General features: G+C 68.9%; 10 protein-coding genes. 6 read left to right on the forward strand and 4 right to left on the reverse strand.

The annotated features are described in order from the left end of the window. The first annotated feature begins 42 nt into the window (after positions 1–42). Positions 43–735 carry a hypothetical protein gene (locus JHY01_RS12800; RefSeq protein ID WP_205326043.1) on the forward strand — a complete coding sequence of 231 codons (693 nt, stop codon included), beginning with the start codon at positions 43–45 and terminating at the stop codon, positions 733–735. Positions 736–999: 264 nt separating this feature from the next. Then, positions 1,000–3,603 carry an ATP-dependent chaperone ClpB gene (gene clpB, locus JHY01_RS12805; RefSeq protein ID WP_205326044.1) on the forward strand — a complete coding sequence of 868 codons (2,604 nt, stop codon included), beginning with the start codon at positions 1,000–1,002 and terminating at the stop codon, positions 3,601–3,603. A 1,246-nt stretch (positions 3,604–4,849) separates the two neighbouring features. Here the strand turns inward: clpB and JHY01_RS12810 are convergent. Both JHY01_RS12810 and JHY01_RS12815 read right to left on the reverse strand, forming a co-directional pair. Then, positions 4,850–5,068 carry a hypothetical protein gene (locus tag JHY01_RS12810; RefSeq protein WP_205326045.1) on the reverse strand — a complete coding sequence of 73 codons (219 nt, stop codon included), beginning with the start codon at positions 5,066–5,068 and terminating at the stop codon, positions 4,850–4,852. A gap of 355 nt (positions 5,069–5,423) precedes the next feature. Beyond that, entirely contained in the window at positions 5,424–6,374 is a 951-nt protein-coding gene (locus tag JHY01_RS12815; protein WP_205326046.1) for a DUF6528 family protein, read from the reverse strand. Between the two features lie 230 nt (positions 6,375–6,604). Between JHY01_RS12815 and JHY01_RS12820 the strand changes: the two genes are divergently transcribed. The 4 genes from JHY01_RS12820 to JHY01_RS27750 are packed head-to-tail and all read left to right on the forward strand — an operon-like array spanning position 6,605 to position 10,351. Further along, positions 6,605–7,570: a hypothetical protein gene (locus JHY01_RS12820; protein WP_205326047.1), complete on the forward strand. Its 966-nt coding sequence runs from the start codon at positions 6,605–6,607 to the stop codon at positions 7,568–7,570. Between the two features lie 17 nt (positions 7,571–7,587). After that, positions 7,588–8,397, forward strand: a complete 810-nt coding sequence (locus JHY01_RS12825; RefSeq protein WP_205326048.1) for a hypothetical protein — start codon at positions 7,588–7,590, stop codon at positions 8,395–8,397. Between the two features lie 40 nt (positions 8,398–8,437). After that, positions 8,438–9,505 (forward strand): hypothetical protein, encoded by a 1,068-nt coding sequence (locus tag JHY01_RS12830; protein WP_205326049.1) that lies wholly within the window; start codon positions 8,438–8,440, stop codon positions 9,503–9,505. A 24-nt stretch (positions 9,506–9,529) separates the two neighbouring features. Next, the gene (locus JHY01_RS27750; RefSeq protein ID WP_205326050.1) at positions 9,530–10,351 is read left to right on the forward strand and encodes an MOSC domain-containing protein; all 822 of its coding nucleotides are present in this window, start codon (positions 9,530–9,532) and stop codon (positions 10,349–10,351) included. A 49-nt stretch (positions 10,352–10,400) separates the two neighbouring features. Here the strand turns inward: JHY01_RS27750 and JHY01_RS12840 are convergent, their stop codons facing one another. Together JHY01_RS12840 and JHY01_RS12845 are read right to left on the reverse strand one after the other, a co-directional pair. Next, positions 10,401–10,838: a peptidase inhibitor family I36 protein gene (locus JHY01_RS12840; protein ID WP_205326051.1), complete on the reverse strand. Its 438-nt coding sequence runs from the start codon at positions 10,836–10,838 to the stop codon at positions 10,401–10,403. A gap of 175 nt (positions 10,839–11,013) precedes the next feature. Beyond that, a complete protein-coding gene (locus tag JHY01_RS12845; protein ID WP_205326052.1) occupies positions 11,014–11,490 on the reverse strand; it encodes a hypothetical protein in 477 nt (158 codons plus the stop codon). Between the last annotated feature and the right edge of the window lie 178 nt (positions 11,491–11,668).

Raw genomic sequence — 11,668 nt, forward strand, 5'->3', positions numbered from 1 at the left:
GTGCCCCTGCAGCCGCAAACCACCGAATAAGGGAGGTCCCCCGTGCCGACGAAGACGGGAGATAAGGTCCGGATCATCGTCTTGGGCACCGGCCCCGACGCCGAAACTGCCCGCGCGATCGCCGAGTCCGACGCTGATGTCGCGCTCGCGAAACAGTTCACCAAGACCGTGACCCACTTGGTCATCGACGACACCGTGAAGACCACCGAAGCCCGCCTGAAGAAGGCCGAGGAGGCCGGCGTGCCGGTCCTCACGGTCGCCGAGTTCCGGGCGCTGCTGGTCGCGGGCCCCGAGGACGAGGTCGAGGAGGTCGTGGAGGCCGAACTCGAAGAGGCCCCCGCCGAGACCCCCGCGGCCGTCGTGGACCCCGAGCCCGCCGCCGAGGCCGAGCCGGAGCCCGAACCGGAACCCGTCGCCGAGGCGGTCGAGCCCGAACCGGTGCGGGTCGAGGAGCCTGAGCCGGTCGTCGAGGCCGAGCCGGAGCCCGAGCCCGTCGCCGAGGCCGAGCCCGAGCCCGAGCCGGCCGAGTCCAAGGCCGACACCGCCGTCGTCGAGCCGGCCGCCGAGCCGGCCGCCGAGGCGATCGACGAGCCGGAGGAAGCCGCGGACGACCCTGAGAAGGCGGTCCCGTCCCAGGCGGAGGCGCCCGCCATCGAGAACGACGAGAAGTCGGCGAAGCCGTCGCTTCTCAACAAGATCAAGTCGATCTTCGGACTCAGCGCCGCCAAGAAGTAGCGCAGGAGACGCTGCGCGGGAAGCCCTGGGACCCACCGGCCCAGGGCTTCCCGCGTATCTCCGGCCGGGACGTCCCCGGTCTCGGCGCACTGCGCCCCGCTGCGGAATCGGCCGGGATCGTCCCCGAAACCCCCGGTGGCGAGCACGCGGGGATTTACGCTGACGGCGAACCGCGTCAAGTCGACCCCTGAAAGTTGAGTCGGATACACTCAACTCCGGGTGCGCACCGCCCGGAACCAGTCAGCGAGAAGGAGTCAGGAGACCGTGGACGTCAACCGTTTGACCACCAAGAGCCGAGAAGTGATCTCCCAGGCCGCGCGCACCGCGGCCGCCGGAGGGAACCCGGCCGTCGAACCCTGGCACCTCCTGGACGCGCTCCTCACCGTCGACGGCTCCACCGCGCCCGGGCTGCTCCAGCTCGTGGGTGTCACCCCCGGCACCGTCTCGGCCGAGACCGAGCGGCGCATCGACGAGCTCCCGTCGGCCTCCGGGCCGTCCGTCTCCGAGCCGTCCATGGCCCGCGAATCCCTGCGCGCCATCAACGCCGCGGACAAGCTCGCCACCGACTACGGCGACGAGTACGTCTCCACCGAGCACCTCATCACCGGCCTGGTCCAGGCCGGCGGTGACGTCGCCGCCTTCCTGGCAGAGCACGGCGCCACCGACAAGAAGCTCATCAGCGCCTTCCCGACCCTGCGCGGCGGCGATCGCAAGATCTCCACCGCCGACCCCGAGCAGGGCTACAAGGCCCTCGAGAAGTACGCCGTCGACCTCACCGAAACCGCCCGTTCGGGCAAAGTGGACCCCGTGATCGGCCGCGACACCGAGATCCGCCGCGTCATCCAGGTCCTCTCCCGCCGCACCAAGAACAACCCGGTCCTCATCGGCGAGCCCGGCGTCGGCAAGACCGCGATCGTCGAAGGCCTCGCCCAGCGCATCGTCGCCGGGGACGTGCCCGAGTCGCTGCGCGACCGCCGCGTCATGCTCCTCGACCTCGCCAGCATGATCGCCGGAGCGCAGTACCGCGGCCAGTTCGAGGAGCGCTTCAAGTCCGTCCTGGAGGAGATCAAATCCTCCGACGGGGAGATCATCCCGTTCATCGACGAGCTGCACACCATGGTTGGCGCCGGCAAGTCCGAAGGCTCCATGGACGCCGGGAACATGCTCAAGCCCGCCCTCGCCCGCGGCGAACTCCACATGATCGGCGCGACCACCCTCAACGAGTACCGCGAGCACATCGAGAAGGACGCCGCCCTCGAACGCCGCTTCCAGCAGGTGTACGTCGGCGAACCGTCCGTCGAGGACACCGTCGCGATCCTCCGGGGCCTCAAGGAGCGCTACGAGGTCCACCACGGCGTGCGCATCACCGACTCCGCGCTCGTCGCCGCCGCGCAGCTCTCGGACCGCTACCTCCAGGACCGGAAACTCCCGGACAAGGCCATCGACCTCGTCGACGAGGCCGCCAGCCGCCTCCGCATCGAGATCGACTCGCGCCCCGAGGAGATCGACACGATCGAGCGCGCCGTCCGCCGCCTGGAGATCGAGGAGACCGCCCTCCAGAACGAGACGGACGACCCCGCCTCCGCCGAGCGGCTCGCGTTCCTCCAGCGCGAACTCGCCGACGAACGCGAGAAGCTCGCGGCCCTCTCCCGCCAATGGGAGTCCGAGAAGAGCCGCATCGGCAAGGTCTCCGAGCTGAAAGAGGAACTCGACGACCTCCGCACCCAGGCCGAACGCGCCGAACGCGAATACGACCTCGAGAAGGCCGCGCAGCTGCGCTACGGCCGCATCCCCGAACTCGAGCAGCAGCTCACCGCCGCGGAAGCGGAACTCGCCAGCGCCGACACGGACCCGGCCCACCAGCCGATGCTGAAGGAGGAGATCGACGCCGACGAGATCGCCGACGTCGTCAGCGCCTGGACCGGCATCCCCGCGGGCCGGCTCCAGGAGAGCGAGACCCACAAGCTCCTCCATGCCGAGGAGGTCCTGGGTGAACGCGTGGTCGGCCAGCTCGACGCGGTCACGGTCGTGTCCGACGCCCTCCGCCGCGCCCGTGCGGGCCTGTCCGACCCGAACCGCCCGACAGGCTCGTTCATCTTCGCGGGACCGACCGGCGTCGGCAAGACCGAGCTTGCAAAAGCTCTGGCGCAGTTCATGTTCGACGACGACCGCGCCATGATCCGCATCGACATGGGCGAGTACACCGAGCAGCATTCGGTGGCCCGTCTGATCGGCGCCCCGCCCGGATACGTGGGCTACGAGGAAGGCGGGCAGCTCACCGAGCCCGTGCGCCGCCGCCCGTATTCCGTCGTCCTCCTGGACGAGGTCGAGAAGGCCCACCCGAGGGTCTTCGACACGCTGCTCCAAGTCCTGGACGACGGCCGCCTCACCGACGGCCAGGGCCGCACCGTGGACTTCCGCAACGTCATCCTCATCATGACCTCGAACCTCGGCTCCCAGGTGCTCATGGATCCGCTGCTCGAGGACGCGGCGAAACGCGACCAGGTCATGGCCGCGATCCGCAGCCACTTCAAGCCCGAGTTCCTCAACCGCCTCGACGACATCGTCATCTTCCACGCGCTCGAGCACGACCACCTCAAGTCGATCGTGGACGTCCAACTGCGGTTCCTGGAGCAGCGCATGGAGACCCGCCGCCTCAAGCTCGCGGTGGACGACTCGGCGAAGTCCTGGCTCGCCGACCGCGGCTTCGACCCGGTCTACGGCGCCCGCCCGCTGCGCCGCCTCATCCAGTCCTCCATCGGAGACCCGCTCTCGCGGGAACTCCTGGAAGGCAAGATCATCGACGGCGACACGGTCAAGGTCGGCGTGAGCGACCAGGGCGACAAGCTCACGGTTGCCAAGGGCTGATCGAGCTCACCGTCAACAAGGTCTGATCGAGTCCGGGCGGGGCGGCGAAGCGCGTCGCTCCGCCCGGCGTTTTCGGCTGCACCGTGCCGCTCGCGCGGCGGACGAGGCTTCCCCTGGGTTTTGTCCGGGCGGCTTCCGGTGTGGAATGGGTTGCGCTCAAACCGGGCAGCGACGGAGGACGGTGTGGGCGGTCGGGGCTCGTGCCCGGACTGAGGGCCGCGGAGGCTGGGGGCCGTTGCGGCGGGCATTGTTGTGGCGGTGACACTCCCGGGCGCGGGGTGCGAAGGCGCGGTTCAGTTGCGGCCCAGTCGATCAGGCTGGGTGTGGGGTGGGGGAACATGAGGAGGTTCTCCACCTGTGGGTGATGACAGTCGGGGGTTGTATGGGGGACAATTGAGGTACGTACAGGGACAGGAAACTGGTACAGGTGTCGGGGTAGGTGTAAGCAGACTACGACAAGCCTCTGGCCGATCCGACAAACCGACTTGTTTCGAGGCGACGACCCCGCAAGCCAGGGTGCTCCTCCACTGGAGGCGTCCGATCTCACCCCCGTGCCATCGCCCGCAGCTGTCCGCGCCCCCGATGGGCCGTGACTGGGTGGACGATCCTAGTTGGGATCACCCCAACCAGAAGGCAATGCCCCACACGGGGGCACTCGCGATTCGAGCACGACCCGCCAGCGTCAGCGGCGAAGCCACACCGAGCGAATAGAGGACTCGGTACGGCGACACCGCAAGCACGTCCATGGCGAGCACCACCTCCGCCCCGGCGCCGGCATGCCCCCCTAAGGGCCCCAGCATTCCAGGGCGGACCCCAGGCAACAGCCACGAACCGCAAGGACCGCAAGGACGGACCGCAAGGACCGGGAGGCCGCACCACTCACCGGGCGATCCGCTCGGGGAGCTGCCGGGCGGTCGCACCATTCCGGTAGGGACGGCGAGCGCCGGCATCCGCCCTCGCGGGACGGTGTGTGCAGGCGGAAGCCGAAGGGCTCGAAGCGGAAGCCGAAGGGCCGGAAGCAGAAGCCGCAGCGCGGTGAGCAGGGTGAGTGGGGCCGGTGAGGGAGGCAAGTCGAGCAGCGGGAAGGAGGCGGCAGGCGCATGAGGACCACGACCATGTACACGAGCACCGGCCTGGCCGGGCCGATGCGGACCGCTGGTTGCGCCCGCGTCGCCGGCCGGTCCGGGATCGGGACCGCCTTGGGAATCGCCTGCCGAGGCAGGCGCTTGGTAAGACGGCGTCTTACTTAGATGAGATCTAAGTCAGAAATATTCATGCCTGTTTGTCTATTTATTGGATGGTTCTGGAGTTCGTTCCAGAGCCGTTCGAAGTCACATGCAGCGGTCTCTGCCGTTTTGGTGATCACGACGAGGAACGTCTGACACTGGATCTCGGTGCGGGCGGCGGCCATGACGAAAGTCCACTCCAATTCCCTTTTGATCCAAGGGCCATCGGGGACGTCCATCGCCGCAGCAAATCGCGGGTGCCCGTTCTCTCGCGGAACATGAGCACTTGGCCGATCCTATGGCTGTCGTCGAACCATGCGTTGGTGTATTCGGGCAGGTCCTTTCCCCCTTCTGTTCAGGACCGCCTTGTTGCGGCCGGGCACTGGTGACGAGTGGCGCGCGTGGATCCTGAAGGGCGCCCGCGCGCTCATCACCGAGCCGGGCGACTGAACTTCCCGCGACGCGCAGCTCCAGACCGTGTCGCGGGCTCCTCGGGGCCGGTCGTTGAGGTGGGGTTGACCGGCCCCGCTCCGATCGTCAGACCTGGCCCGGCACACCCTGCCGCAGCGGCCGGGCTCTGCCGTTTCCTCAGTCCTAGTTGTAGGCGGTCGAGTACAGGCGGGCCTTGTAGAACCAGGCCCCGCTGCGAGTCCGGTTCGTCGACTGCGAGAAGACGACGGTTTCGCTGGCCCAGTTGTGCGAGCCCGAACCGCCCTTGCCGCGGACGTAGAAGTGCTCGCCGGACGAGTGCTTCACGTACGACTTGACACGGGTGGTGTCATGCAGCCTGGTCTTCGTCTGCGTGCCCTTGTTGAACGAGTACACGCCATGGGTGTCGGTGACCAGCATCCGACCGCTGTTGGAGTAGTCGGGCTGGAGGTCGTGGCCCAGGCCGGACAGCGTCACCGACTTGCCGGTGTAAGACAGCCGGGTGCTCCGTTTGGAGCCGGTGACCTTGTAGGCCTTGACGATCTTGTTCCCGCAGGCCCACAGCCACTTGAGCCCCGGGTCCCACAGCACCCCGTGCGCGCCGGGCAGATCGAGCTCCTGCACTCGGGCCAGGGTGCCCGGCTTGCTCACGTCCGAGGGCGCCCAGAGGGTGAGGAAGCCGTCGGAACTCGCCGAGACGTACGCCCCGATGTTGGGGATGCGCTCGAACGCGTGCGGATTGCCGCCAGGGCGAGCTTCCCAGAGCAGGTCGGTCGAGGAGTGGACCTTCTTGCTCTTGACGTCCCAGATGCCGACCGCACCGCCCGAAGCGGCCAGCAGCCCGACAGTGCCGTGCGAGGCGGTGGAGCGGATGCGGACGTCCGAGAGGTCGGCCCAGTAAGGGTTGGCCGCCTTGTAGATCTTCTCGGCGTTGGCGTCGGTGAAGGCCTTGTTCTTGGGGAAGACCATCGCATAGTTCTTCTTCTGCTCGGCCACGATGACCTTGTAGTTCGCGGCCTGGGCCTCCTGCGCGGCCGCCGGGGCGGCGGCGAATCCGGCCGCCGCGGCGGCCGGCAGCAGCAGCCCGGCACCTCGCAGTAGTGCGCGCCTGTCCATGCAGTCCTCCTCGATGCATCGGCTAGGGCTCTTATCGCCCCGCACCGGACCAGTCGGGCCCGGTCGGACCTACAGACGCGCCCGGGTCCCCGAACGGTTGCAGTGAACGGCAGATGCATGCACAACGACCTCAGTAGACCACTGCCTTCACTCCTTCTGCCCCATGCCACTGAGGAATGAAAATCGGCGGTTCCCCGGAATAACCCGGCATTGTTGGTCATAGTGCACTCATGGCCGTTCCCGAATCACTGGGCCTGACACGCCGCACCGTCCTCACCGGAGCGGCCGCCCTCCTTGCCGCCGGAACCGCGGGCCTCACCGCCCCGCGGCCCGCTCGCGCGGAAGGTCTGCCGCAGGTCCGGGCCGCAGCAGCGGGCTGGGCCGGTAGCAATGGCGAGCTCCTCGTGCTCACCGCCGATCCCGCGACCGAGGCCGACTACGCCCTCCGGCTGCTCGCGGCCACTGAGGACCCCGACGCCGGCGCCGAACTCGGATCGTCGCTGCCGCTGCCGCTGCCTGAGGGCTTCCATCCGCATTCGATGGCCGCGCTCGGCGACGTCCTCTGGGTGACCGGTGCCGTCGAGCTCGCGCCCGACCGGGTCCGGCCCGCGCTCGTCCGCGTCCACGAGTCCACTGCCGCCCATGCCGAACTTCCCGTCCCGAAGGCGATCCGATCCGGCATCGCCACCGCCATCACGCCCATCGGCGACCGTGGCCTCGCCGTCGTCCTCGAAGGCTGCCCTGATCCGCATCTCACCGCCATCTCCCGCAGCCACCTCGCCGTCAGCAAGGACCACGGTCGCACCTGGACCGGTCGGCCCCTCGCCTCCGGGCTCGGCGAGGGCTACGGCACCGTCCTGACCGAAAGCGACCACGGCCTCTTCATCGCCGTCGTCGACGGTGACGGCACCCAAACCGTCCACACCACCGCGAAGACCGGCGTCCTCAGGCAAGCCGCCAGGCTCCCCGATGCCGGCCGCCCGATGGCCGCGGTCGCGACGGACGACCATGTCCGCGTCTTCTCCGACCGGGACGGCACCGTCGCCCAGACCCGCTTCACCGCCAAAGGCGACATCCTCGAATCCTCGCCCGATTGCGGCTGCAGCGGCGAGATCCTCGCCGTCCCCGGCCGCCGCGGCACATGGCTGGAGACCGACGGCAGCACCATCCACATCCGAAGCACCGACCAGAGGTGAACCCTGAAGGAGGATCGATGACCTTCCCCAGCAGCAGCATTGCGTTCGCACGCTCGACCTGCGAGTACCCCGACATCACTCGCAACTGGTTCTACGACAGCGGCTGGAAGATGCGCTACCGCACCGGGTACGACCGCAACGGCTTCGGCGTCCACCCCAACGTCACCTCCTTCACCATGCACGAGGAGGCCCACTCCCAAGCCGGCAAGGTCATCCGCGACCTGCACTCCCTCGGCAAGTACCACGGGTACGCCGGCATCTCGCGCCCGTACCAGTGGACCGGTCTCGCAGGAGCGAAGGTCTGCAAGCCCGGCTACCACCGGTACGGCGCCGCCATCGACTTCACCAGGTTCGACTGGGGTTCCGACTGCTTCGTCGACACCGCCGTCCACGGCAGGGCCCGCCGATACCTGCGCCGCCGCTACCTCGCCGTGATCGCCACCTGCCGCAAGCACTTCGGGATCGTCCTGCACCGGCACAACGACCCCGACGGCTCCCACTGGAACCACATCCACGTCGACCGCGGGCGCAAGGCAGTCGCCATGAGCTGGGGCTACACGACCGACACGACCATCATCCAATGGGCCGCACGGGATCTGGCCGGAGTCACGGACCTGGCGATCGACGGCGACTTCGGACCCAAGACCACTGCGGCCTTCAAGACCCTCCGAAGTCGCTTCGGCGCTGAAGACTTCGATCCGACCGCGTCCAACACCAACACCATGCTCTGGCTCAACCTCATCGGCTGGCACGGCATGGCCGACCAGGACGCCGGCACCTACCAGGTCAAGGACATCGAGCGACACGAGGCCGCCGCAAGCGATTGACCGCGACCGGCCCGCACCCGAGCCCAGTAAGGAGCACGTCTTGGACGACCCGCACAGGATCATCACCGCCAGGAAGCACTTCGCCGTCGTCGCGGTGCTCGCACTCGCGGGCGCGACGAGTGCCTGCGACATGGCCGCCATATCGAACGGCGAGGGCGCCGGCACGTTCTACGCCCTCGGCGACGACCACCGGCTCTACCGCTGGGGCCCGGCCGCCGAAAACCAGCCCGACGCCTCCGCCGAGACCGCGGCGGGCATCGAGCCGGTCCTCGACCTCAGCGGCGTCTGGGACGAAGAGGGCGACGTCGGCACCGTCCTCCGCTCGTCCCTCAGCCTCGATCCGGTCGAGCGGCACGCCGCGTGGATCGCCGGAGCGAGCCCCAGCGCGGCGCTCATGTTCGGCGACCTCGGCACCGGCGAGATCACCACCGGCGTCGAATACCCGCTCGATCACGCCTGCATCGACCCCTCCTGGCTCCCCGACGGCTCCGCGGTCCTCGCCCACCGGGCCCCGGTCTGGGGCACCGAGGCCGACGTGGACACGGGTGACGACATCCCGTTCCCGGTCAAGTCCTGGGGCGCCACCGAATGGCACTCGCCCGACGCCGGGCAGCTTCCCACCACCGTGGAACTCGACCCGGAGGGCTGCCGACTGCGCTGGTACACCGCCGAAGACGGCACCGCCCAGGCGCTCTACCACGACCTCGGGCTCAACTACCTCTACCGCATCGACGCGGACGGCCGAGTGCTGGAGACGACCCCGGTCTCGAGCCTCGAAGGCAGCGACCCGGTCACCATCGGCCTCGTCAACGTGGACCCGGCCGGCCGATACGCCTGCTTCGTCGAGGACTACGAGACCAACGGCGCGGTCAAGGGCGGGTTCACCGTCCGCGCCGAATCCGGCACCCGCGTCGTCGACCTCATTTCAGGCGAGGCCGTCGGCCCCGACGAGCCCGGCTGCACGAGCCTCCACGAGGACGGCTTCGTCTCCCGCGACGGCGCCTCCGTCGCGTTCATCGGCTACGACGGCGAGCAGCGTTGGGCCACCGAGCTTCCCGCCACGATCGCCGAGTCGCCGGTCCTCTACTTCTTCCCCGACGAGTCGTGACGCGTGCGGCATAGGATCGCCGACGTGAACCGCGTCCTCGGCATCCGCCGTCACCCGCTCAAATCGGCCGCCGCCGAACACGTCCGCGAAGCCTTCGTCGGCAAACACGGTCTCGACGGCGACCGCACCTGGACCTGCCTCGACGCCGACGGCACGATCGGCAGCGCCAAACAGCCGCGCCTGTGGGGCGGCCTGCTCGCCGTGAGCGCCGCCTTCGACCCGGCGAGCGGCGACGTCCGCATCGCCGCCCCGGGCCGGTCGCCCGCCCCCGCAGGCAGTCCCGAAGCCGACGCCGCCGTCTCGGACGTGCTCGGCCGCCCCGTCCACCTCACCCGCACCGCGCCCCAGCAGCTGAAACGCCACCACTGGTGGCCCGATGAGCCCGGCATGATCCCCGACTGGGCCGCCGACGTCGAACCCGGCGGCGACGACCTCGTGAACGTCCGCTCCAGCGCGGCCGACGGCCGTTTCTTCGACTACGGCGCGCTCCACCTCGTCACCACCGGCGCCCTGGCACGTCTCGGCGCCGAACACGGCAGCACGGTCGACGCGACCCGGTTCCGCCCCAACCTGATCCTCGACCTGCCGGGCGATCCGCGTCCAGGACAGCGGATCACGATCGGCCCCGACCTCGTCGTGCAGGTCTCGGTGCCCACGCCGCGCTGCGTCATCCCGTCCCTCGCCCACGGCGACGCCCCCGCCGACCGCGGGCTCCTCAAGACCCTCGCCGCGCACCACCGCGTCGACGTCCCCGCCTTCGGTCGCGCCACCTGCTTCGGCTTCTACGCCGACATCCTCGCGGTCGGCACCGTCAGCACCGGCGATCGGGCGACGGTCGCCGACTGAGGCGAAGCGGCCCCCGCAGGAGAGCGGGGGCCGCTTCGGTCCTGGCCGCCTAGCAGGCGGGGACGGTCTTCGCGCTCTCGATCCAGTCGTTGAAATCCCATGAGCCGCTGAGGTTGCTCACCCGCTGGCCCGGGTCGATGCACCGGGATTCGCCGGAGTAGTCGTCATTGTCGTAGACGCGGATCTTGTACCTGGTGTTATTGATGAACGAAGTGATCTCGTTGTCGCCGTTCCAGCCGTCGAGCTGGTACTTCTGATTGGTTCCGGTCGGTGCCCAGTTGGCGTACCTGCTGCCCGAGTAGCTCGAGTCCTCCCACATGCAGAATCGACCGCCGGAGCAGGTGCCCGCCTGGATCTCGATCTCGCCGTTCTCCTCTGCGTGCGCCGGAGCGACGCTGAGGACGACGGCCGCCGTCGTCGCGGCGAGCCCGTACGCCGCGCCGCGGAGGGCCCGGCCCAGCATCGTCTTCATCGTGGCGTCTGCCATCTCGTTCTCCCCATCTTGTGCATTCGGCACCGGAAGTGCCTGCGCCGCGTGTCCGCGCGGTCTCGGCGAACCCGTCGAGCTCACCGGCCGCAGCGGTCCGAATGAGGCGAGCCGGGCACTGTAATCGGATGCGCGGCATGGCAAAGGCCACAACATCCCCGGGTTTGCGCAGGCCCTAGTTGTACGCGGTCGTGTAGTACCGGGCCTTGTAGAACTCCGCTCCCGAACGCGTCCGGGCCGCCACGAACGCCCCCACGTTCGGGATGCGTTCCAGTGCATGGGGATTCCCGCCGGGGGCGGCGCTCCACAGGACGTCGTTGAGTTCCTGGTCGAGCTCACTGGTGATGTTCCAGATCCCGACCTTCCCGCCCGACGCCGCGGCCAACCCGATCGCCCCGAACCGCGCCGTGTCCCGGATGCGGCAGTCCGACAGGTTCGACCAGCCGCCCGTGCCGGGGCTCCACGTCTTGTAGGCGTTGGCGTTGCTGAAGGACTTGTTCTTGTCGAACACGAACACCTTGTTGGCGACCTGCTCGGTCACCATGATCTTGAAGTTCGCCTTGTCGGCCGACGCGACGCCGACACCGACCGCCCCGGCCGCGGCCAAGGGCGCCCCGACGGCGACCGCTCGAAGAAGGTTCCGCCTTTTCATCGCTGCTCCTCATGGGGGTGGGAAAGCGTCCGCACCCGGTCCGGGCCGCGAACCACCCAACAGTGTGCGACAAGGGAACCAATCGCGGCGAGTGGCGCATCGGGTACACCGTCGTACCACCTGGCCCGAACTCGGCCGAAACGCTCGCCCTGCAGCTCACTGGCGGCAACCGCCGGAT

This window comes from Glycomyces sp. YM15 (assembly GCF_016918015.1).
Lineage (GTDB): Bacteria > Actinomycetota > Actinomycetes > Mycobacteriales > Micromonosporaceae > Glycomyces.

Excerpts from the sequence above, each read along its gene's own strand:
- JHY01_RS12810 (WP_205326045.1), bottom strand. The coding sequence starts at position 5,068 with ATGGACGTCCCCGATGGCCCTTGGATCAAAAGGGAATTGGAGTGGACT.
- JHY01_RS12815 (WP_205326046.1), bottom strand. The coding sequence starts at position 6,374 with ATGGACAGGCGCGCACTACTGCGAGGTGCCGGGCTGCTGCTGCCGGCC.
- JHY01_RS12820 (WP_205326047.1), top strand. The coding sequence starts at position 6,605 with ATGGCCGTTCCCGAATCACTGGGCCTGACACGCCGCACCGTCCTCACC.
- JHY01_RS12825 (WP_205326048.1), top strand. The coding sequence starts at position 7,588 with ATGACCTTCCCCAGCAGCAGCATTGCGTTCGCACGCTCGACCTGCGAG.
- JHY01_RS12840 (WP_205326051.1), bottom strand. The coding sequence starts at position 10,838 with ATGGCAGACGCCACGATGAAGACGATGCTGGGCCGGGCCCTCCGCGGC.
- JHY01_RS12845 (WP_205326052.1), bottom strand. The coding sequence starts at position 11,490 with ATGAAAAGGCGGAACCTTCTTCGAGCGGTCGCCGTCGGGGCGCCCTTG.